Annotated in this window: 18 protein-coding genes and 1 riboswitch; of the genes, 3 read left to right on the plus strand and 15 right to left on the minus strand. The window is 60.9% G+C overall.

The window, feature by feature from the left end; translation table 11 throughout:
• Positions 1-281 precede the first annotated feature (281 nt).
• From ACA044_RS06890 to ACA044_RS06930, 9 genes are all read right to left on the minus strand, one after another.
• Positions 282-974, minus strand: coding sequence for a pseudouridine synthase (locus ACA044_RS06890; protein ID WP_497445698.1), 693 nt, complete (start codon positions 972-974; stop codon positions 282-284).
• A gap of 32 nt (positions 975-1006) precedes the next feature.
• Positions 1007-1225 (minus strand): cysteine-rich CWC family protein, encoded by a 219-nt coding sequence (locus tag ACA044_RS06895; RefSeq protein WP_497445699.1) that lies wholly within the window; start codon positions 1223-1225, stop codon positions 1007-1009.
• A gap of 92 nt (positions 1226-1317) precedes the next feature.
• Positions 1318-3096, minus strand: coding sequence for an allophanate hydrolase (gene atzF, locus ACA044_RS06900; protein WP_497445700.1), 1779 nt, complete (start codon positions 3094-3096; stop codon positions 1318-1320).
• A 16-nt stretch (positions 3097-3112) separates the two neighbouring features.
• The gene (gene uca, locus ACA044_RS06905) at positions 3113-6754 is read right to left on the minus strand and encodes an urea carboxylase (protein WP_497445701.1); all 3642 of its coding nucleotides are present in this window, start codon (positions 6752-6754) and stop codon (positions 3113-3115) included.
• 304 nt (positions 6755-7058) lie between these two features.
• A complete protein-coding gene (locus ACA044_RS06910) occupies positions 7059-7700 on the minus strand; it encodes an urea amidolyase associated protein UAAP2 (protein WP_497445702.1) in 642 nt (213 codons plus the stop codon).
• 11 nt (positions 7701-7711) lie between these two features.
• Complete coding sequence (locus tag ACA044_RS06915; protein ID WP_497445703.1) at positions 7712-8437, minus strand: urea amidolyase associated protein UAAP1; 726 nt, start codon at positions 8435-8437, stop codon at positions 7712-7714.
• A 12-nt stretch (positions 8438-8449) separates the two neighbouring features.
• Positions 8450-9238 carry an ABC transporter ATP-binding protein gene (locus tag ACA044_RS06920; protein ID WP_497445704.1) on the minus strand — a complete coding sequence of 263 codons (789 nt, stop codon included), beginning with the start codon at positions 9236-9238 and terminating at the stop codon, positions 8450-8452.
• The gene (locus ACA044_RS06925; protein ID WP_497445705.1) at positions 9235-10050 is read right to left on the minus strand and encodes an ABC transporter permease; all 816 of its coding nucleotides are present in this window, start codon (positions 10048-10050) and stop codon (positions 9235-9237) included. The genes ACA044_RS06920 and ACA044_RS06925 overlap by 4 nt, the downstream gene beginning before the upstream one ends.
• A 17-nt stretch (positions 10051-10067) precedes the next feature.
• The gene (locus ACA044_RS06930) at positions 10068-11135 is read right to left on the minus strand and encodes a putative urea ABC transporter substrate-binding protein (RefSeq protein WP_497445706.1); all 1068 of its coding nucleotides are present in this window, start codon (positions 11133-11135) and stop codon (positions 10068-10070) included.
• 62 nt (positions 11136-11197) lie between these two features.
• Positions 11198-11298: riboswitch (guanidine-I (ykkC/yxkD leader) on the minus strand.
• A gap of 294 nt (positions 11299-11592) precedes the next feature.
• Here ACA044_RS06930 and ACA044_RS06935 point away from each other — a divergent pair.
• On the plus strand, positions 11593-11829 hold the full coding sequence (locus ACA044_RS06935; RefSeq protein WP_497445707.1) for a hypothetical protein: 237 nt from the start codon (positions 11593-11595) through the stop codon (positions 11827-11829).
• 212 nt (positions 11830-12041) lie between these two features.
• A complete protein-coding gene (locus ACA044_RS06940; protein ID WP_497445708.1) occupies positions 12042-12515 on the plus strand; it encodes a hypothetical protein in 474 nt (157 codons plus the stop codon).
• Positions 12516-12723: 208 nt separating this feature from the next.
• Here ACA044_RS06940 and dspII read toward each other — a convergent pair whose 3' ends face one another.
• Positions 12724-13836 (minus strand): enoyl-CoA hydratase/isomerase DspII, encoded by a 1113-nt coding sequence (dspII, locus tag ACA044_RS06945; protein WP_497445709.1) that lies wholly within the window; start codon positions 13834-13836, stop codon positions 12724-12726.
• A gap of 132 nt (positions 13837-13968) precedes the next feature.
• Between dspII and ung the strand changes: the two genes are divergently transcribed.
• Positions 13969-14661, plus strand: a complete 693-nt coding sequence (ung, locus tag ACA044_RS06950) for a uracil-DNA glycosylase (protein ID WP_497445710.1) — start codon at positions 13969-13971, stop codon at positions 14659-14661.
• Positions 14662-14791: 130 nt separating this feature from the next.
• Here ung and ACA044_RS06955 read toward each other — a convergent pair whose 3' ends face one another.
• Genes ACA044_RS06955 through ACA044_RS06975 form a run of 5 tightly spaced genes read right to left on the minus strand, consistent with a single transcriptional unit; the run spans position 14792 to position 20171 of the window.
• Entirely contained in the window at positions 14792-15832 is a 1041-nt protein-coding gene (locus tag ACA044_RS06955) for an AbrB family transcriptional regulator (protein ID WP_497445711.1), read from the minus strand.
• Complete coding sequence (locus ACA044_RS06960) at positions 15825-17339, minus strand: tripartite tricarboxylate transporter permease (protein ID WP_497445712.1); 1515 nt, start codon at positions 17337-17339, stop codon at positions 15825-15827. The genes ACA044_RS06955 and ACA044_RS06960 overlap by 8 nt, the downstream gene beginning before the upstream one ends.
• Position 17340: 1 nt before the next feature.
• Positions 17341-17799 (minus strand): tripartite tricarboxylate transporter TctB family protein, encoded by a 459-nt coding sequence (locus ACA044_RS06965; protein ID WP_497445713.1) that lies wholly within the window; start codon positions 17797-17799, stop codon positions 17341-17343.
• 58 nt (positions 17800-17857) lie between these two features.
• Positions 17858-18835 (minus strand): Bug family tripartite tricarboxylate transporter substrate binding protein, encoded by a 978-nt coding sequence (locus ACA044_RS06970; RefSeq protein WP_497445714.1) that lies wholly within the window; start codon positions 18833-18835, stop codon positions 17858-17860.
• Positions 18836-18878: 43 nt separating this feature from the next.
• Positions 18879-20171, minus strand: a complete 1293-nt coding sequence (locus tag ACA044_RS06975; RefSeq protein WP_497445715.1) for an OprD family porin — start codon at positions 20169-20171, stop codon at positions 18879-18881.
• Positions 20172-20185: the final 14 nt, after the last annotated feature.

Below are 20185 nucleotides of genomic sequence, written 5' to 3' on the forward strand. Positions count from 1 at the left end.
AATCAGATTGCACGAGCTTTGTGACAGGTAGGCATACGCCTGGAATTTTGAAGGCCCATGTCGATCCATTGCTGGCCGGTCGACGGGTATTGTTATAAGCGGGCAGTTTGCCGGGGGAAGGCGGAACCTGAGGGTTCTCTGCCGGCAAAAAGTTTCTTAGAGTAGTTTTGGTGACTTGCCGGTCACATTTCGCGCCGACGTCCTGATTCAAGCAGGGGTCACGTCATCGCGCAAGTATCTTTCGTAAAATGTTCGACAACTTCTGCTGAGCGGTCGTCTGCTTAGATCAATCGGATCTCTTCGCTGCTCAACGACCGGTATTCGCCGGGCTTCAACGTGGGGTCGAGCAGCAGCGGTCCCATGCGTTCGCGGTGCAGGCGCAACACCTTGTTGTCGAAGTGGCCGAACATCCGTTTTACCTGATGATAGCGGCCCTCGACGATGCTCAGGCGCGCAGATTTTGCCCCGAGCACGACCAGTTCGGCGGGTTGGGTGGTGAGGTCTTCGAAGGCGAAGTACAGGCCTTTGGCGAACGTGCTCGCGTATTCGGCAGTGATGTCCTGTTCCGTCTCGACGTAGTAGACCTTGGGCAGTTTGGTCTGCGGTTGGGTCAGGCGTCGCGACCAGGTGCCATCGTTGGTGATCAGCATCAGGCCGGTGGTGTTGAAATCCAGGCGACCGGCGATGTGCAGGTCATCCTTGTCCGGTTCATGGATCAGGTCGAGCACGGTCGGGTGCTGCGGGTCGCGGGTGGCACTGACGCAACCGGGCGGTTTATGCAGCATGAAGTAGCGGGCCGGTTTGCCGATCTGCAGCACTTCGTCGTCGACTTCCACGCAGCTGAACTCAAGCACCTCGGCGTGAGGGTCGCTGATGATATTTCCGTCGATCCTGACGCGCTTTTCCACCAGCAACAGGCGTACCTGCTTACGGTTGAAACGGGGCAGGTTGCTGAGGAAACGGTCAACGCGCATGGCTAGGGATCGGAGGGAAAAGGGGGCGCATCTTACGTGATCGACCTGGCGACTGCTTGCAACTGCATCTCGACCTGAGCGCAGGCCGGGCACAGGCAGGACTTGTCGCGCAACTCGGCGGGCAACGCCCGGAGCACCGCCGGATCGATGCTGACGCCGTAGCACCAGCAGGCACGATCGACGGTTCGCGGGTCAGCCAGGCTGCAGTCGTTGGACGCGCCGCAGGCCGGGCAGAGGTCAGGTTTATTCATGAGGGGGCGTTCGGTTACGGCCGATTTGTTTGGCCCGAGACCGCGCATGATCGGCCGGCAAGCACTCCTGCGCAAGCCGGCGATCCTGGAAATCAACGCCGATCGTTCAGATACGCCCGCCACCCGCCCAAATGACTGATATCCACCGCGCCCTCCAGCCCATAAGGTTCACAGATAAACCCGCTCTCCCAACGCCCATCCGCCAATTGCACCTTGCCCAACCCTAGCGGTGCCGCAATAGCGGTCAGGAACGAACCCAACTCACTGCTCGGCAACTCCCATACTTCCACCGCAATCGCCACGCCACCCTCTTTAACACGGACCATGCCGGGACGATACGGTGGACCGCCGGCCAAGGCATACAGCTGATAGTCGGGAGAACTGTAAGTCGCTTCGATCAGCCGCGCTCCACGCTGCTTGAGTTGCCCGTTCAGTGCCAGCCCATCCAGGTGCGCGCCGCAGACCACCAGTCGTGCCCGGTCATTACGCGCAACAGCCGTCGGTGCAGGCGTGGTCGAACCTTGGTAGCGTTGCAGGGCATCCGCCACACTCAACAGGTACTGATCGGTAAACGCTCGGCCAAACAGCGTCACACCCCATGGCAAACCATTGCCCATGAATCCGCTGGGCACGGCGACGGCGGCGTAATCGAGCAGGTTCATGAAGTTGGTGTAGTAGCCCAGTTCCGAGTTGCGCAGTACCGGTTCGGCCGCAAGCTGCGCCAGTGTCACCGGGCGGCCGATGGTTGGCGTGACCACGCAATCAAGGCCTTCCAGGGCTTTGTCACACAGCGCCTTCAAGGCTTGCAGGCGGTATTGGGCACGGAAGGTTTGCACGCCGGTTACCGCCGGGGCCTTGGCCAATACGGCGCGAATCACCGGCAGCACGGCTTGAGGGTTTTGCTCCATCAACTCGCCGGCCACGCTGTAACGCTCGGCCACCCATGGCCCTTCGTAGAGCAACCGCGCCGCTTCGAGAAACGGCGACAAATCCAGTTCGACCGCTTCGCCGCCCAGGGCTTTGAGCTGGTCGATGGCGTCGCCGAACAGCAACGGGCCTTCAGGGCAGCCGAAGAACGCCAGGTCCTGCGCACGGGGTACGCCGAAACGAAACGCCCGCGGCGTGCCGAAGGCCGAGCCGTCATTCCACTGCGGATTACTGCGGCTGTATTCGTCCCGTGGATCGAGATGAGCAGTGAGCGCGAGCAACTGGCTGGCTTCCCGGGCCGTGGCCGTAAAAGTGGTGACGCAATCGAGCGTTCGACAGGCCGGCACCACACCGGCAGTGGAGATCAGCCCTTTGGTGGCTTTCAAACCCACCAGATTATTCAGTGCCGCCGGTACGCGACCCGAGCCTGCCGTGTCCGTGCCCAGGGCAAAACTCGCCACTCCAAGCGCCACCGCCAGTGAAGAGCCCGCGCTGGAGCCGCCCGCCGGATACTCCGCCAACACGCTGTTCGGGCAAGCGCCATACGGCGAGCGACTGCCATTGAGGCCGGTGGCGAACTGGTCGAGATTGGTCTTGCCCAACGGAATCGCGCCCAGCGCCAGCAGTTGCTCGACGAGGGTTGCCGAGCGTTCCGGCACATAGGCAAACGCCGGGCACGCTGCCGTGGTGGGAATGCCCGCCAGGTCGATGTTGTCCTTGATCGCGAACGGCACGCCGTACAGCGGCAGGCTGTCTGGGGCACGGTCGTCGAGTGCGGCGAGGTACGGTTCCAGTTCCTCGACACTGAGCAAATGGATGAACAGATGATAATCCGGGTTCAGTGCCGCGGCTTTTTCCCGCAGGTTCAGCAGCAGTTGCCGAGGCGTAGTGCGGCCGTCGCGGTAAGCGTTGCGCAGGGCGTCGAGTTGTAGATTGATGTTCATGGCGTTCATCCTTTTCTTAATGGCTTGAGTCGAGTTCCAGTACCACCACACGCTGCCCGGCGCGCACCGCCGAACCCGGTTGCACGCGAATCTCGCGCACCACCCCGGCCATGGGCGCGAGCAGCGGGATTTCCATCTTCATCGACTCCAGAATCACCAGCACATCGCCCGCGGCAACCCGGCTACCGGCCTCCACCTGAACCTGCCAGAGGTTGCCGGCGATGTGGCTGTCGACGCTCTGTTGGCCGCTGGCCAGCGGCACCTCTTCGCTGGGTTCCGAGGCCAGCTCTTCGCTGTCGAAATGCGCCTGACCGCTGGCAATCCAGCGTTCGCGTTCGGCGTTGAACGCGCCTTTTTGTTGATCCCGAAATGCAGCGATGCGCTCGGCTTCCTTCGCCAAAAAAGCTTGGTAATCCGCCAGATTCAACTGACTGTGTTCGATGTTCAGATCGAAGCGCCCAAGTGGGAAATCCCGACGAATGCGCAGCAGTTCATCGGCGCTCACCGGGTAGAAGCGGATCTGATCGAAAAACCGCAGCAGCCACGGTTTGCCATCGAACGCGGCGACTTCGCGGTAGCGATTCCACATCTGCAGCGTGCGACCGACAAACTGATAACCACCGGGGCCTTCCATGCCGTACACGCACATGTAGGCACCGCCGATGCCTACCGAGTTTTCCGCGGTCCAGGTGCGGGCCGGGTTGTATTTGGTGGTCACCAGGCGATGCCGCGGATCGAGCGGGGTGGCGACCGGTGCGCCGAGGTAGACATCGCCCAGGCCCATCACCAGGTAACTGGCATCGAACACTGTGCGTTGCACTTCGTCGAGGTTCGGCAGGTCGTTGATGCGGCGGATGAACTCCAGATTGCTCGGGCACCAGGGCGCGTCCTTGCGCACGGTGGTCATGTATTTCTCGATCGCCAACTGGCAGGCCGGGTCATCCCAGGACAGCGGCAGATGGACGATGCGCGAGGGGACCTGCAAGTCCTTGGCGGCACACACGGCGTCCCATTCACCGGCGACGATGCCCAGCAGATCGGTGAGCGACAGTTGCTCCGGTTGGTAATGCACTTGCAGCGAGCGGATGCCCGGTGTCAGGTCGATCACGCCGTGCAGATCTTTGCTTTCCAGCGCCTGCATCAACGCGTGGGCGCGAAAACGCAGGACAAGGTCCAGTTCGGGGGCGCCAATTTCCAATAACAAATGAGTGTCGCCCGACAACCTCGCCACCAGTCGCGTATCCCCCTGACCAATATCCAGCACAACAGGCGACACAATCCCCTGTGGGAGCGGGCTTGCTCGCGAAGGGGCCAGATCAGGCACCGCATCAACTTCTTCGCGAGCAAGCCCGCTCCCACATTGATTCCATTTCAAGGCGAGATTTCGGGCGGTTTTCAGATCGACCGGCAAAAACTGCACCTTATCCCCAGCCTTGAGCTGCCCCAACTGCCACAGGTCCGCCTCGATCACCGTCACCGGGCAGACAAAACCACCGAGGCTCGGGCCATCAGGACCGAGGATCACTGGCATGTCGCCGGTGAAATCCACCGCGCCAATCGCGTACGGATTGTCGTGAATATTCGACGGATGCAGCCCAGCCTCGCCACCGTCGGCCCGCACCCATTCAGGCTTCGGCCCGATCAGCCGCACACCGGTTCGGCTGGAATTGAAGTGCACTTCCCACTGCGTGGCGAAGAAGGTGGCGATGTAGTTTTCGGTGAAATATTCCGGGGCACCGTGAGGGCCGTAGATCACCCGGATTGTTCGCACGGAAGGCAGCGCAGTGACCTGTTCCTCAAGCAGCTGTTGACCAGCACCGTGGTCACTCAACGCCGTTACATGCAACACATCTCCAGCTCGCAACGCACGGCCACCGTGGCCGCCAAACTGGCCCAGTGTGAAGGTACTTTTGCTGCCCAGATAATCCGGCACTTGCACGCCGCCGCGCAGGCACAGATAGCTGCGCGCGCCTGCACCGCCAATGGTGCTGAGGCTCAAAGTGGCACCGGCGGGAATCAACAGTGCGGTATTCATCGGCACCGCTTCACCGTTCAGCATCAACGCAATCACTGCACCTGTAACGGCCACCACCGCATCACAGTTGAAGCGCAACAACGGCCCGCTCATGGTGATTTCCAGCGCCGCTGCACCTTCATCGTTACCCAGCAAGCGATTGCCCAAACGCAGCGCCCGGCTGTCCATCGGCCCCGACGGCGGCACGCCCACCGCCCAGTAACCGAGGCGTCCCGGATAGTCCTGAACGCTGGTCTGCGTACCGGCACTGAGCACTTCAAAGGTGTTGGCTTGATAGACCAGGCCTTCCAGGCAACGGGTCCACGGCTGGCCACTGGCGAACGGCGCATCAATAAGAGTCTGCCGCAGGTAATCGCGGTTGGTTTCCACCCCGTACAGCAGGCTGTCGCCCAGAGCCTGATGCAGATTGGCACGGGCTGCTTCGCGAGTCGGCGCCCAGCTGATGACCTTGGCGATCATCGGATCGAAGTACGGCGGGATCTCGCAACCGGCCTCGACCCAACTGTCGATGCGCAGATGTTTGCCATCGGCGTCAGGGAAGTTCACGGCAGTGAGCAGACCAGGACTCGGCTGGAAATCCCGACCCGGATCTTCGGCATAGAGTCGTGCCTGAATCGCATGACCGTCGGCTTTCAATCCCTGACTCAACTCGCGCAGCGGCGGCAAATCACCCGCTGCCAGTTCCACCATCCAGCGCACCAGGTCCACGCCCCACACTTGTTCGGTGATACCGTGCTCCACCTGCAAGCGGGTGTTCACTTCCAGAAAATAGAAACGCTGGGCATCGCTGTCGAAGACGAATTCCACGGTGCCGGCGCTGCGGTAATCCACCGCTTTGGCCAGTTTGATGGCCGCTGTGCAGAGTTCCTCGGCCATGCCCTCGGGCAGATTTGGCGCGGGGGTTTCTTCGAGGACTTTCTGGTTGCGCCGCTGCACCGAGCAGTCGCGTACGCCGAGGGCAATCACCTCACCCCGGCCGTCGCCGAACACCTGCACTTCCAGATGTCGGGCACGCTGGATGTACTTCTCGATGAACACACCGGCGTCGCTGAAATTGTTCTGCCCGAGGCGTTTGACGGCGTCGAAGGATTCGCTCAACTCGGCCGCGCTGCGGCATACGCGCATCCCGATGCCGCCACCGCCAGCGGTGCTTTTGAGCATCACCGGGTAGCCGACCTGTTCGCCTGCGATCAACGCTGCGTCGAGGCTGTCGAGCAGTTCGGTGCCTTCGAGCATTGGCACACCGTGTTGCTTGGCCAAAGCGCGGGCGGTGTGCTTGAGGCCGAACACCCGCAGCTGCTCTGGTGTGGGGCCGATGAAGGCGATGCCAACGGCTTCGCAGGCTTCGGCGAAGGCGGCGTTTTCCGAGAGAAAACCGTAACCGGGGTGGATCGCCGTGGCGCCGGTGGATTTGGCGATGGCGAGGATTTTGTCGACCGCCAGATAAGTGCCAGCGGCAGCGCCTTCGCCGAGGCTGTGGGACTCAAAGGCTTGCAGGATGTGCAAGCTGGCGGCATCGGCTTCGGAGTAAACGGCAACGCCCTTGACCTGCAATTCACCCAAGGTGCGCAAGATGCGACAGGCAATGGCGCCGCGGTTGGCGATGAGGACTTTTTCGAACATGGCATAACCCCTGGAGGCGATAGCGCATCAGCCTCGACCTGGGATGCGGGCCGTCCCGCAGTTTTTCGATAGACGCCGAGGTCGTCCCGGGCGGCAGAATCAGTTCACTTCAAAACACCGTGCCCCTTGTGGGAGCGGGCTTGCTCGCGAAAGCGGAGTGTCAGTCGACATCAATGCTGGATGTGACGGCCCCTTCGCGGGCAAGCCCGCTCCCACAGGGTTTAGTGGTGTTTTTACTTTTTGAGGCACTGCCCGGAGCGGGCCTGACACAAGGCAAACAACCACCGCCGCAAACGTGCGAGTTTCAGTTCCATACCAGTAGCTCCGCAGGAGTGGGGTTGTAGGCGTTGCACGGGTTGTTCAGTTGCGGGCAGTTGGAGATCAGCACGATCACATCCATCTCGGCGCGCAGGTCGACGTATTTACCCGGCGCCGAAATCCCGTCTTCGAACGTCAGCCCGCCGTCGGCCGTCACCGGCACGTTCATGAAGAAGTTGATGTTCGGCCCGATGTCGCTCTTGCCCAGCCGACCGTCGTGGACGCAGGCGCGCAGGTAATTGTCGCGGCAGCTGTGCATGTAGCGTTTCTCCAGCGCATAACGCACGGTGTTGCTCTCTTGGGCGCAGGCGCCGCCGAGGGTGTCATGACGGCCGCAAGTGTCTTCGACGATGGTCAGCATCGGTTTGCCGAGGTTGGAGTAAAGCACGCTGCCGGTGCTCAGGTAGACGCTGTTCTGCCGACGTAACGTGCGTTGTACGTCGTAGCGCTCCTTCGGGCTGGCAACGCTGTAGAACAAGGTATCGACCGCCTGATTGCCTTCCAGGTCGAGGATGCGCAAGGTCTGGCCGGCCTTGACCTCCATCAGCCAGGGTTCGCCGGCGGGGATAGTGGCGCGGTAGACCGCGGTTTCAGGCTGTCTGTGAGCGGTGGCGGTAGCGAGTGACATGGCAGCGATCCTCAGGCGAACAGACGGTCGGTGTTGATGAAGCCGCGCTCGTTTTCCGGGCGCGAGGTGCGGCAGTGTTCGGCAACACTGGCATCGGCGTTCATCCAGCTGAGCTTCAGCGGTTTTGGTGCGTATTCAGGTGATGGGTCCATCGGGTGTTGCAGTGCGGTGAGCACCACCAGGGTGTCCATCGGTGCGTACAACTCGATGTAATCACCGGCTTTGGAGTTGCCTTCGACGAAGTGGAAACGGCCAGCCTCATCGACGTTTACACGGCTGAACAGGTTGAGGGTCATCAGCAGATCGGACAGGCCCAACCCCCACTTGCCCAGTTCCACCAGCAGGTTGTCGGTGCCGTTGCGGAAGAAGCCGTTGCGCAGTTCCTGATAGCGGCCCGTGCCGTATTTTTGCGCGACTTCTTCAGCGCACAGCACGCCGCCGAGGCTGTCGCTCCAGCCGCACGTGTCGGCGGTGATTGCCGCCAATACCCGGCCCATGTCCGAGTACAGGCAATGGCCAGCGGTGAGCTTGGCGGTGTGCTGGCATTTGAGGCTGTCGGGCAGGTTCAGGCGTTCGGTTTTTTCATCGGCGTTGAGCAATGTCAGGCTGACATTGGCACCGCCGCGCAGGTCGGTCAGGCGCAGCAATTGGCCGCGTTTCAATACAAAGGAACGATGGCCGCCACCGGGGAGCATTTCTTCGGCGAAGGGCGCAAACAATTGGGTCGAATCAGTCATGTGTAAATTCCTTTAAGCGATGCGAAGCGTGCCTGCCAGTTGAGCTGGCAAGGCATCGACAGCAGCGCGATGGGCGCGGCGGTCGCTGTTCAAGGGGATGTCGTAGGTGATGCGTGCGCCATAGGCGCCGGGGGCGTGCGGGTCGACGCGGACCTTGTCGAACACCAGCAAACGGGTGCCGAGGCTGAAACCTTCGGACAGGTCATGGGTGACCATGAACACCGTCAGCTGCGTCTCGCGCCACAGCTCCAGCAGCAGGCTGTGCATGTCTTTGCGGATGCCCGGATCGAGGGCGCCAAACGGTTCGTCGAGCAGCAACACTCGCGGTTTCATGATCAGCGCCTGGGCGATGGCCAGCCGTTGTTGCATACCGCCGGAGAGCTGCGCCGGGTACTTGTCCAGCGAATGACCGAGGTCGACTTTGTGCAGCAACGCCGAGGCTTGTTCGCGCGCGTCTTTTTTAGCGCTGCCCAATAACCGCCCCAGCAGTGGCGAGCGCGGTAGTTCGAGGCCCAGGGCGACGTTGTCCAGCACGCTCAGGTGCGGGAACACCGAATAGCGCTGGAACACCACGCCGCGGCTGGCATCCGGTTCGCTGGCCAGGGCCTGGCCGTCCAACAGAATCTCGCCGCGACTGGCCCGTTCCTGGCCGAGCAGTAGCCGCAGGAACGTCGATTTGCCGCAACCTGAGGCACCGACCAGGGTACAGAACTCGCCCTCGTTGACGTTCAGGTTCAGCCCTTCGAGCACCACCTGATCGGCGTATTGCTGCCAGACGTTTTTTACCGTGATGAAGCTCATTTGGCAGCCCCCTCATACCAAGGGAACGCCCGACGGGTCAGGGACTTGAGTCCCCAGTCCATCAGCCAGGCAAGCAGGGTGATCCAGACGACATACGGCAGGATCACGTCCATCGCCAGGTAGCGGCGCACCAGGAAAATCCGATAGCCGAGACCGTCGGTGGAGGCGATGGCTTCGGCAGCGATCAGGAACAACCACGCCGAACCCAGCATCAGTCGCAGCGAGATCAACAGGCGCGGTAACAATTGCGGCAGCACCACGCGCAGCATCAAGGTCCAGGTCGAGGCGCCAAGCGTCTGCGCCTTGATCAGCAACTCGACGGGAATCTCCCGGGCGCGCTGTTCCAGGTCCCGGGCCAGGCACGGGGTGATACCGATCACGATCAGCATCACTTTCGACAACTCCCCCAGCCCGAACACGATGAACAGAATCGGCAGGATCGCCAGCGGCGGCACCATCGACAGAACGGTGAGTACCGGCGACAACGGTGCGCCAAACAGCGGCAGCGTACCGGCGGCGATGCCCAGGCACAGCCCGGCCAATGCACTGATGCCGAGGCCGATGGCCAGCCGGCGCAGGCTGGAGGCGCTGTCTTGCCAGAGCAGGTATTCGCCGGTGCGGGTGTCGGCGGTGAAGGCCAGGCGTTTCACCGCGTCGGTCATCTGCACGGCACTGGGCAGCAGTTTGTCATTGGGGTTGTCCATCAGCCGATCGGCCGAGCCCATGAAGTAGGCGAACAGCAACAGGGCGAACGGTAGGATCACCAACAGCAGGCGACTCGGGCGATCCGGGTGGCGATTAATCAGGCGCATGGCCCAGTCCTCCGTTGTTACAACTTGGAGTCGGCAGCCATCTGCACGTAGCTCGGGTCGAAGCGCAGCTTGAGGTTGGTCTTGTCGCCGCTGATCACACCATTGGCGAAGGCCATGCCGATGGCGCTGGTGTCCTTGGCGCCTTCACCCAGCAAGCCGTGCTGGAAGGAGAACTCGGCCACCTTGCGCATGGTGTCGGGCAGTTGTTTGCTGGTGGCGAACGCCAGGGCTTCTTTGGGCGTGGTGAACAATTTGGTGGTGTCCAGTTGCGCCTGGAAACCGGCCAGGTCAGTGCCCGACGCTTTGGCCATGTGTTCAAGGGCGGCGGTGCTCGCGGCGTTCCTGGCGGTCATCAACGCCACCACTTCGAACCACGCACCGGTCAGCGCTTTGCCAAGGGCCGGGTTGTCCTTGAGGGTCGATGAGTTGACCACCATCATGTCCATGATTTCGCCAGGAACCTGGCTGGAGTTGAAGACTTCGGTCACGCCGGGCTTGGCCTTGATGTCCGAGAGCATCGGGTTCCAGGTGGTGACAGCGTTGACCTGATCGGTGTTGAAGGCGGCCGAGATGTCGGCATCGGAGGTGTTGACCACTTTCAGGTCTTTCTCGGTGAGGTCCACCGAATCGAGTGCCCGGGCCAATAGATAGTGGGACACCGAGAGCTCCACCAGATTGACATCCATGCCCTTGAGGTCGGTGACTTTCTTGCCTTCGCCTTTGAGCACGATGCCGTCGTTGCCGTTGGAGAAGTCGCTGATGATAAGCGCTGTGCTGTCGACGCCACCGGCAGCCGGAATGGTCAGCGCATCCATGTTGGTCATGGTGCAGCCGTCGAACTGGCCGGCGGTGTACTGGTTGATGGATTCGACGTAATCGTTGAGCTGCACCACATCGATTTTGATGCCGTACTTTTTCGCCCATTTGTCGACGATGCCTTGGCTGCCGGCATATTCCCAGGGCATCCAGCCGGCATAAATAGTCCAGCAGACGCTGAAATGGTCTTTCTGTGCGGCTTGGGACGAGACGCTCACGAGGGCTGCAAAAGCAGCGGCGAGCAGGGCGGGTAAACGAAGTCGGGACATGGGATGGTTCTCCAGTTGATCAAGGGCGGACAGGAAGGCAGCGGCACCGCGAACGGTGGCTTGTCTCCCGGGCTTTTGTCCCGCCGTGTAACCTCAACTGGAGGTCGCCAACTCTCGGACCAGCCACTCGCGATTGCGAGCCGGAACCCTAGTCAGCCATTGCAAATTGTGGTGCCGCGAACCTGTTAATGACTCCTGCACGCCTTTGGTTAAGCGAGAGCCGTGCCAAGTCGGCTTGAGCCCTCTGGCTGGGGGCGTGGAAGGGAGGGGGAGATAAACGGGGCGGCATCCCTGCCTTGTCATGGTGCGTGGGCGCATGGCTATGCACCGTAGAAGGACGGGTTGCCCGCTGATCTGAAGGTCAATGCCGTCTGGCACTCGGTACCGGTTTGAAAGTCAAAATAGGTGTCAGCACGGCCTGTGCCGACTGCTGTTGCGGGTCTTCCAGGAGGCCGCCATGCTCTGTCGAAAAAAGCTCCGCCGAATACTGATCTGTGTGTTTTTTGGTTTGGGCTTGTCCGGCTGTTATTACTACGTAGGTGGTGCCGATGTTTACTCGACACCTTATTACTACCCTGGCTATTACTACTCTCCTTACTATTACGGCGGCCCGCGTTTTTATGGGGGCTATCGCTACTATTATTTCAGTGGGCCCCGTCATTACCACGGTGGACACCATCACGGGCACCGTTAATCAGCTCATGAATACGACGGCGCACTCGGCCTCACGAGCGCGCCGTTTTCTTCTGGGTAGATGAAAAACCTTTCATCGGCTACTTGTTTCAACGTATTGCAAGAGCGCACCAGATTCCGAATTCACTGTCTGATATTTCGACAGTCGCCGAATCATTGACTGTCGCCTGCCAGCGTCGCTGGTATGGCTCACCCGCGGTCCAGGAGGCCGCCATGCTCTGTCAAAAAAAGCTCCGCCAAATTCTGCTGATTGTTTTATCGGGATTGTCTCTTGGTGCGTGCGTGCCCTATTCCGATGGAGGATCCAGCTACTACCGTTCTGATGTCTACACGTCCCCAGCGCCGTACTACTCCGGTGGCGGGTCTTATTACTCCGATGGTCGTTACTACTCGGCCCCGCGCAGGTATTACTCACCGCCTGCACGGTACTACCAGCCAACGCCGCGTTATTACCACCAGCCGCGGGTTTATCAATCGGCACCGCGCTATTACCAGCCGGCGCCACGAGCAGACTACCGGGTCTATCAGAATCGTGGATGGGACCGTCATGACCGCGGCGGCTGGGACGGCCGGAACCGCGGTGGCCGGGGCGATGACCATCGAGGCCGCAGTGATCGGGATCACCGTGGCGGAAGGGGCGATCACCAGAGTCGCGGCGATCACAATGGCCGAGACGGCCACCGTTAATCATTCAATAACAAGCGGCGCATGAAGTGCCAATGCCAGTCAGTCAAGCGCAATCCATGTGGGAGCGGGCTTGCTCGCGAAAGCGGTGTGTCATTCAACATTGATGTTGGCTGACCCGACGCCTTCGCGAGCAAGCCCGCTCCCACAGGTTTTGTTCCTTGACTGACAGGCATTGGCGCTTCATGCGCCGCTTTTTTGTGCCTGGATTTCAGTACTCCGACAGATCGGCCAGAGGGTGCCGACCTTCCCAGACCTTGCGAAAATGCGCCTCCACCGCCGCCTCCGGCACATTGTTGATGTCCGGCCAGTGCCAGTGAGGTTTCTGGTCCTTGTCGATCAACCGCGCTCGCACGCCTTCGCTGAACTCCGGATGACGGCAGCAGTTGAGGCTCATGGTGTATTCCATCTGAAAGACTTGAGCCAACGATAGATACCGGGCGCGATCGATCTGTTCCCACACCAGATGAGCGGTCAGGGGCGAGCCTTCAGTCATGGTTTTGGCGGCACGACTGAGTAGCAGATCGGGGTGATCGCGCAGCGCACTGATGGCCTTCCAGGCGCAACGAACGTCGCTGACATCCAGCAGTTCGTCGATCTGCTCGCGTCGAGGCAGCCACTGCGCTTCAGGCATCTGTGCGATCGCTTCCTGCTGCAAGGCCTTGAGCAAGCTGTTGAGCTGCATGGCTGTCTGTTCCTGCCAGTTCAATTGCAGCAAGCCTTCGATCAGCTCATGCTGTTGTTCATCGCGCAGGAAGCGGTCGGCCAGGTCCAGATCGATCGCATCGCGACCGTTCATCTGGGCGCCGGTCAGGCCGAGAAACAATCCGAGCTTGCCGGGCAACCGCGACAGAAACCAACTGGCGCCGACATCCGGGTACAAGCCGATGCCGATCTCCGGCATCGCCAACCGGCTACTCGGTGTGACAATCCGGATGCTCGCCCCTTGCAGCAGCCCCATGCCACCGCCCAGCACGTAACCATGACCCCAGCAGATCAGCGGTTTCGGGTAGGTGTGCAGGTTGAAGTCGAGGCGATATTCTGCCGCAAAGAAGTGAGCAGCCAAGGGCGGTACTTCTCCGGGATGGTCGCGACAGGCTTCCACCAGACTGCGTACTTCTCCGCCGGCGCAAAAAGCCTTGGGGCCATTGCCGCGCAGCAGCACGCAAACGATTTGTGGTTCCTTGGCCCAGGCGTCCAGTTGATCGCGCAAGGCGTTGATCATCGGCAAGGAGAGGGCGTTGAGGGACTTTTCGGCATCCAGGCTGGCGATGCCAATGCGTGCGCCGTCGGTGCCGGTGAGTTCTTCGAAGTGCAGATTCATCGTGACCTCGATCGGGAATTTGAGCGTTTAGTATGATCGCAATGTAGGAAAGTGCCGGATCTGCGTCAGATCAATTGACAAGCGTGATCAGCTTTCCTAGGGTTCGCCCCATTGTTTTTGCTGGATGTAACCATGACCGCTGACGACCGTATCAAACTCGAACCGAGCTGGAAGGAGGCTCTGCGTGCCGAATTCGACCAGCCCTACATGGCAGAGTTGCGCACATTCCTGCAACAGGAGCGTGCGGCGGGCAAGGAGATCTATCCGCCGGGACCGTTGATTTTCAACGCGCTGAACTCCACGCCGCTGGACAAGGTCAAGGTCGTCATTCTCGGTCAGGACCCTTACCACGGCCCGGGTCAGGCCCATGGCTTGTGCTTCTCGGTGCAACCGGGCGTTCCGGCGCCGCCGTCGCTGGTGAACATCTATAAAGAGTTGAAGCGCGACCTGAACATCGACATCCCCAACCATGGCTACCTGCAGAGTTGGGCAGAGCAGGGCGTGTTGATGCTCAACACCACGATGACCGTGGAGCGCGCGAGTGCCAACGCTCATGCGGGCAAGGGCTGGCAGTTCTTTACCGACCGGATTATCGAAGTGGTCAGTGAGCACCAGTCGCACCTGGTGTTCCTGCTGTGGGGCGCCCATGCCCAGAGCAAGCAGAAACTCATCGATGCCACCAAACATCTGGTGCTGACCTCGGTCCACCCGTCACCGTTGTCCGCCTATCGCGGCTTCCTCGGATGCGGGCACTTCAGCCGGGCGAACAAATTTCTGGAGCAGAATGGCGAGACGCCGATCGAGTGGCGATTGCCGTCGGTCTGAAGATTGTGGCGAGGGGGCTTGCCCCCGTTGGGTCGCGTAGCGGCCCCAAAACCTGCCACACTGAAGTCCTCAGATTTTACGACTGCTTCGCAGCCGAACGGGGGCAAGCCCCCTCGCCACAGGACTCATATCAGGGAGAATCCGGCTCCCGGTTCCAATACCGAAACAACGGTTCCGCCAGAAACAATACAAACAACAATCGCATCACCTGCATCGCTGTCACCAGCGGCACCGACAATTGCAGGGTCTCCGCCGTCAGGCTCATTTCGGCAATCCCGCCGGGCATCATGCCCAGCGTCAACGAACGCAGGTCCAGATGGGTCAGTGCACTCAACCCTAGCGCCGCCAGGGTGGCGATCAACATGGTCAACACCGTACCGATCAAGGTCCGGCCCATGAATGAAGGCGCCCGCCGGAAAAACTGCCGGTTGAAGTGACAACCCAGTCCACTGCCGATCAGCCATTGACCGATCTGGCTACCGCCGTTGGGCAAACCGACATGCAGATCCCAACCGATACTGACCGCCGCACTCACCAGCAACGGCCCGAACAACCACGGATTGGGCTGCCGCAGACGCTCCCAGACCCAAGCCAGCAGGGCGCCTGCCGGGAACAGAATGGCCAACCAGCGCCAGTCAACGGCCGTTGGATGCAAAACTGGCGCACCGTCGCCCAACAGATATTTGAACGCCGCCGGCACACACAACACCACCACCAGCACCCGCAAACTCTGCCCCGCCGCGACACGGCTGAGCACCGCGCCGTTGCGCGCTCCGAGGTTGACCATCTCCCCGGAGCCGCCGGGCATGCTGGAAAAAAACGCGGTGGCGCGATCTTCCCCGGTGCGCCGCATCAACCAGACCCCGACTACCGCGGACAGGCTGGTGACCAATGCACCGAAGAAGATCAGGCCGAAGTGGCTCAGCACCTGCTCCATCACCACCGGGGTGAAGTGCAGACCGATACCGATGCCGACGATCCACTGGCCGCACTTGCGCCCGCCAGGGATTTCCGCCAATTGCCAGGGCGTCAGGCAGCGCACCAGGATGATCGCCAGCAACGAGCCAACCATCCACGGTAGTGGCCAGCCGATCTGGCTGGCGAGGTAACCGCCCAGCAGACCGACCAGCGGTGTTCCCCACCAGCTTTTGAAGGGGGGGCGATCAGGCATCGGCGATAGCGCGCCGGGCGACCGAACGTTTGCGCCAGATCCGCAGCAGCGGCATCAGCAACATGATTGCAGTCAGTACCCAGCAGCCGAACGTGATCGGGCTCGACCAGAGGATTTCCAGCGCACCGTTGGAAATCGACAGTGCGCGACGCAGGTTCTGTTCCATCAGACCGCCAAGGATGAACCCCAGCAACACCGGCGACAACGGGAAATCCAGCTTGCGCAGGATGTAGCCGAAGATACCGATGCCGATCATCAGGAACAGGTCGAACGTGGTGGCATGCACCGCGTAGACACCGATCCCGGTGATGATCGCGATCACCGGCACCAGCGCCCAGTTCGGCACGGCGAGGATGCGGGTAAAGATGCGGATCATCGGAATGTTGAGGATCACCAGCATCACGTTGGCGACGAACAACGACGCAATCAGGCCCCAGACGATGTCCGGTTGCTGCTGGAACAACAGCGGGCCTGGAGTGATGTTGTACAGCGACAGCGCGCCGATCATCACCGCCGTGGTGCCCGAACCCGGAACACCGAGGGTCAGCATCGGCACCAGTGCACCGCAGGCAGCGCCACCGATGGCGGTTTCCGGAGCCGCGAGGCCACGCATGTCGCCTTGTCCGAACGTGCCCTTGGCGCCGGCGATACGTTTCTCGGTCATGTAGGCCACTGCGCTGGCCAGCGTCGCGCCGGCACCGGGCAACACGCCCATGATGAAACCCAGCAAACCGCAACGGATGTTCACTACGAACACCGCCGAGGCTTCCTTGAAGTTGAACATCATGCGTCCGGTGGCTTTCACCGCTTCCTGGCCTCGGTGGGTTTTTTCCAGCAACAAGAGGATTTCACTGATAGAGAATAGGCCCAATACCAGCACGACGAACTGAATGCCGTCCGTCAGGTGAATGTTATCCCCGGTGAAACGGTACACGCCGCTATTGGCGTCGATCCCGACGCTCGACAGAAACAGACCGATCAGGGCCGCAATGAAAGTCTTGAGCGGTCGGTCGCCGGCCATGCCGCCGAGACAGACAATCGCAAACACCATCAGCACGAAATATTCCGCCGGGCCGAAGGCAATCGCCCATTTCGCCAGCAGCGGGGCGAACAGCACCATGCCGCAAGTTGCGATGAATGCACCGATGAACGAGCTCCACGCCGACAGCGACAGCGCTACACCGGCCAGGCCTTTGCGGGCCATCGGGTAACCGTCGAGGGTGGTCATTACGGTGGAGGCTTCGCCCGGAATGTTCAGCAGGATCGAGCTGATCCGGCCGCCGTATTCGCAACCCAGGTACACCGCCGCCAGCAGGATCAGCGCCGACTCCGGTGGCAGGCCAAGGGCGAACGCGATCGGAATCAGCAACGCCACGCCGTTGATCGGCCCCAGCCCCGGCAACAGCCCGACGACGGTGCCGATCAGGGTGCCGCACAGCGCGGTCACCAGGTTGTACGGGCTCAGCGCGACGCCGAAGCCCTGACCCAAGTAGCCAAGAGTATCCATATCAGTTCTCCAGAACGTCGAGCACGCCCAGCGGCAGTGGAACGTCCATCAACTTGTCGAACAGCAGATAAAGACCGATAGCCATCAGGCTGATGATCACTGTACTGGGCAGCCAGCGGCCGCCATACAGGCGCGCCATCGGGACACCGATCAGAATGCTGGCGACGATGAAACCAAGGGGTTCAAAGGTCCCGGCGAACACCAGCAACAGCAGCACGCAGATGCCGATTTTGATCAGGGTCTCGCGGTCCAGTTTCGGGTCATCGTCGCTGTGCACGATCGGTGCCGGTCGAAACACCATGTACAGCAACGCCAGGCCCATCAGGCCAAGCATCAGTAGAGGGAAGGCCCGAGGCCCGACCGGTTCGTAGGAAAAAGCCGCTTGATACGGCCACGCCATTAGCGCCAGACCGATACAGGCCAGCAATAGCACCGAAGCGAAAATGCGTTGTATGAGCATGGGGAACTCCTGGGCCACGACCCCGAGAACCGGGGCCGCAGCCGCTAGACAGAGGCGATCACTGGATCAGGCCGAACTCTTTGGCCAGCACTTTGTAGTCCGCGACCTGCTTCTTCACGTAGGTGTCCAGCTCCGGGCCGGTCATGGCGAACGGGAACAGTTCACGCTGATCGCGCAACTTGGCGAAATCCTCGGAGGCCAGCAGTTTGTCGAAGGCGTCTTTCCACCAGGCGTAGTCTTCGTCGCTGACTTTTGGCCCGAGGTAGAAGCCGCGAACCACGGGCCAGACGATGTCGTAGCCTTGCTCTTTAGCTGTCGGAATGTCTTTCATTTCCGGCTCGTCCAGACGCTTCTCGGAGAACACCGCCAGCAGGCGCATGTCGCCGCTCTGAATGTGTGGCATGGAGTCGGAGATGTCGGTGCTGCCGACCTGGATGTGGCCGCCGAGCAGGGCGGTGGCGATTTCACCGCCGCCTTCGAGGGCGACGTAACGCAGGTCACGCGGGTTGATCCCGGCCGCCTTGGCGATCAGCGCGGTCTGCATCCAGTCCTGGCTACCGACGGTGCCGCCAGAACCGATCACCACTTTGCTCGGATCTTTCTTCAGCGCCTGGACCAGATCGTCCAGCGTCTTGTAAGGCGAATCGCTTTTTACCGCGATGGCGCCATAGCTTGTGCCAACGGCGGCCAACCAGCGCACCGCGCTTTCATCGAAACGACCGAACTTGCCTTGCGCCAGGTTCAGCAGCGAACCGCTGGACCATGCCACCAGCGTGCCGGCATCGGCTGGGCGCTGAGCGACCACCGCGTTGTACGCCACCGCGCCGACACCGCCGGGCATGTAGGTCACGCGCATCGGTTTGGTCAGCAGTTTTTCGTTGACCAGCGCGCTTTGCGCCAGTTTGCAGGTAAGGTCGAAACCGCCGCCTGGCGAGGCCGGGGCGATGCATTCAGGACGTTTCGGTTCGGCCATCAATTGGCTGGCAAACAGCACACAGCTGGCGGCGAGAGCAACTTTACGCATTGATAAGTTCATTTGAGTCTCCACGGGCATTCATTATTGTTATTGAACGTGATGTTTACCAAAGGGCAACGCTATAGCTCACCAGCAGACGCACTTCATCGGCATCGCGAGCGGAGTAGTTGGAACGGTAGGTGGCATTGCGCAGGCGTACGGCGACGTCTTTCAGGGCGCCGCTTTGTACGACGTATTTGATCTCGGTGTTGCGTTCCCACTCTTTACCTTCGTCACCGTTCTTGAGCTTGATGTTGTCACCGCTCAGGTAACGGCTCATGAAGCTCAGGCCAGGAATGCCGAGTTTGGAGAAGTCATAGTCGTAACGTGCCTGCCAGGAGCGTTCTTCTGCACCGGCGAAGTCATTGATCTGTACGAAGTTGACCAGGTACGGATCGCTGCCATCGACGTAGGGGAAGGCACTGTCGCCGGACATGTGCTGGTAGCCGGCGCTGAGTTTATGCCCGTTCAAGGCATAGCTCACCAGCCCGTTGAGGGATTGGTTGTCGATCTTGCCGCCCCGGGCCGCGCCCTGGTCGTCACTGATGGCCAGTCGCAGGTCTGTGCCGAACGTGCCGGGACCGAACGGTTGCGAAGCGACAACGCCGAGGAAGTGCTGGTTGTAGACTTCATCGAGTTGGGCGAAGTGGTAGCTGCCGGTGATCTTGTCGGTGAACTTATAGTCCACGCCGCCAAAGTCAAAGTGCTTGCCGGCCGCGGTGCCGGCGAAACGGCTGTTCTTGTTGTTGAGCGCGATGTCCTCGAAGTCGGTGCTGTCGCGATCCTTGGCTTTCTCCAGACGCCCGCCGGTGAAGGTCAGGTTCTTGATCTCTTTGGAGGTCAGCAGGCCACCTTCAAAGGTCTGCGGCAGAATGCGTCCGTCGTTGGGTTTGAGGATCGGCAGTTCCGGAATCAGGCTGCCGATTTTCAGTTCCGTGGCGGAGACTTTCACTTTGCCGGTCAGGCCGAGCTTGGAATACTCATCCGCCGCGCGACCGTCGTCGTGGGTCGGTAATAGGCCGGTGCCGGTGCGGTCTGGACTCGAATCGAGTTTTACCCCCAGCATGCCCAGCGCATCGACACCGAACCCCACGGTGCCGTCGGTGTAACCCGATTGCAGATTGAGCATGAACCCCTGGGCCCATTCGTCCCGCTTGGATTGCTGGGCGCTGGTGCCGTCGCGAAAGTCGCGGTTGAAATACATGTTGCGGGTTTCGAAGGTTGCCGTACTGTCTTCGAAGAAGGCAGCCTGGCTCAACGGCGAAAAGCCGGCGAGGGCGGCGGCACTGGCTAGGGCGGTGTGGCTGAGGCGAGAAAAACGAGCAGGCGGGCAAGCCTGAAGCTGCATGGACGGCATGGTGACGTACTCCG

The sequence above is a fragment of the Pseudomonas sp. LBUM1673 genome (assembly GCF_059695645.1).

Bases quoted from the DNA above. Each gene is read 5' to 3' on its own strand.
- atzF (WP_497445700.1), bottom strand. From the start codon at position 3,096: ATGAACATCAATCTACAACTCGACGCCCTGCGCAACGCTTACCGCGAC.
- ACA044_RS06920 (WP_497445704.1), bottom strand. From the start codon at position 9,238: ATGAGCTTCATCACGGTAAAAAACGTCTGGCAGCAATACGCCGATCAG.
- ACA044_RS06910 (WP_497445702.1), bottom strand. From the start codon at position 7,700: ATGTCACTCGCTACCGCCACCGCTCACAGACAGCCTGAAACCGCGGTC.
- ACA044_RS06940 (WP_497445708.1), top strand. From the start codon at position 12,042: ATGCTCTGTCAAAAAAAGCTCCGCCAAATTCTGCTGATTGTTTTATCG.
- ACA044_RS06970 (WP_497445714.1), bottom strand. From the start codon at position 18,835: ATGAACTTATCAATGCGTAAAGTTGCTCTCGCCGCCAGCTGTGTGCTG.
- uca (WP_497445701.1), bottom strand. From the start codon at position 6,754: ATGTTCGAAAAAGTCCTCATCGCCAACCGCGGCGCCATTGCCTGTCGC.
- ACA044_RS06965 (WP_497445713.1), bottom strand. From the start codon at position 17,799: ATGCTCATACAACGCATTTTCGCTTCGGTGCTATTGCTGGCCTGTATC.
- ACA044_RS06955 (WP_497445711.1), bottom strand. From the start codon at position 15,832: ATGCCTGATCGCCCCCCCTTCAAAAGCTGGTGGGGAACACCGCTGGTC.
- ACA044_RS06960 (WP_497445712.1), bottom strand. From the start codon at position 17,339: ATGGATACTCTTGGCTACTTGGGTCAGGGCTTCGGCGTCGCGCTGAGC.
- ACA044_RS06925 (WP_497445705.1), bottom strand. From the start codon at position 10,050: ATGCGCCTGATTAATCGCCACCCGGATCGCCCGAGTCGCCTGCTGTTG.
- ACA044_RS06915 (WP_497445703.1), bottom strand. From the start codon at position 8,437: ATGACTGATTCGACCCAATTGTTTGCGCCCTTCGCCGAAGAAATGCTC.
- ung (WP_497445710.1), top strand. From the start codon at position 13,969: ATGACCGCTGACGACCGTATCAAACTCGAACCGAGCTGGAAGGAGGCT.
- ACA044_RS06975 (WP_497445715.1), bottom strand. From the start codon at position 20,171: ATGCCGTCCATGCAGCTTCAGGCTTGCCCGCCTGCTCGTTTTTCTCGC.
- ACA044_RS06935 (WP_497445707.1), top strand. From the start codon at position 11,593: ATGCTCTGTCGAAAAAAGCTCCGCCGAATACTGATCTGTGTGTTTTTT.
- ACA044_RS06895 (WP_497445699.1), bottom strand. From the start codon at position 1,225: ATGAATAAACCTGACCTCTGCCCGGCCTGCGGCGCGTCCAACGACTGC.
- dspII (WP_497445709.1), bottom strand. From the start codon at position 13,836: ATGAATCTGCACTTCGAAGAACTCACCGGCACCGACGGCGCACGCATT.
- ACA044_RS06930 (WP_497445706.1), bottom strand. From the start codon at position 11,135: ATGTCCCGACTTCGTTTACCCGCCCTGCTCGCCGCTGCTTTTGCAGCC.
- ACA044_RS06890 (WP_497445698.1), bottom strand. From the start codon at position 974: ATGCGCGTTGACCGTTTCCTCAGCAACCTGCCCCGTTTCAACCGTAAG.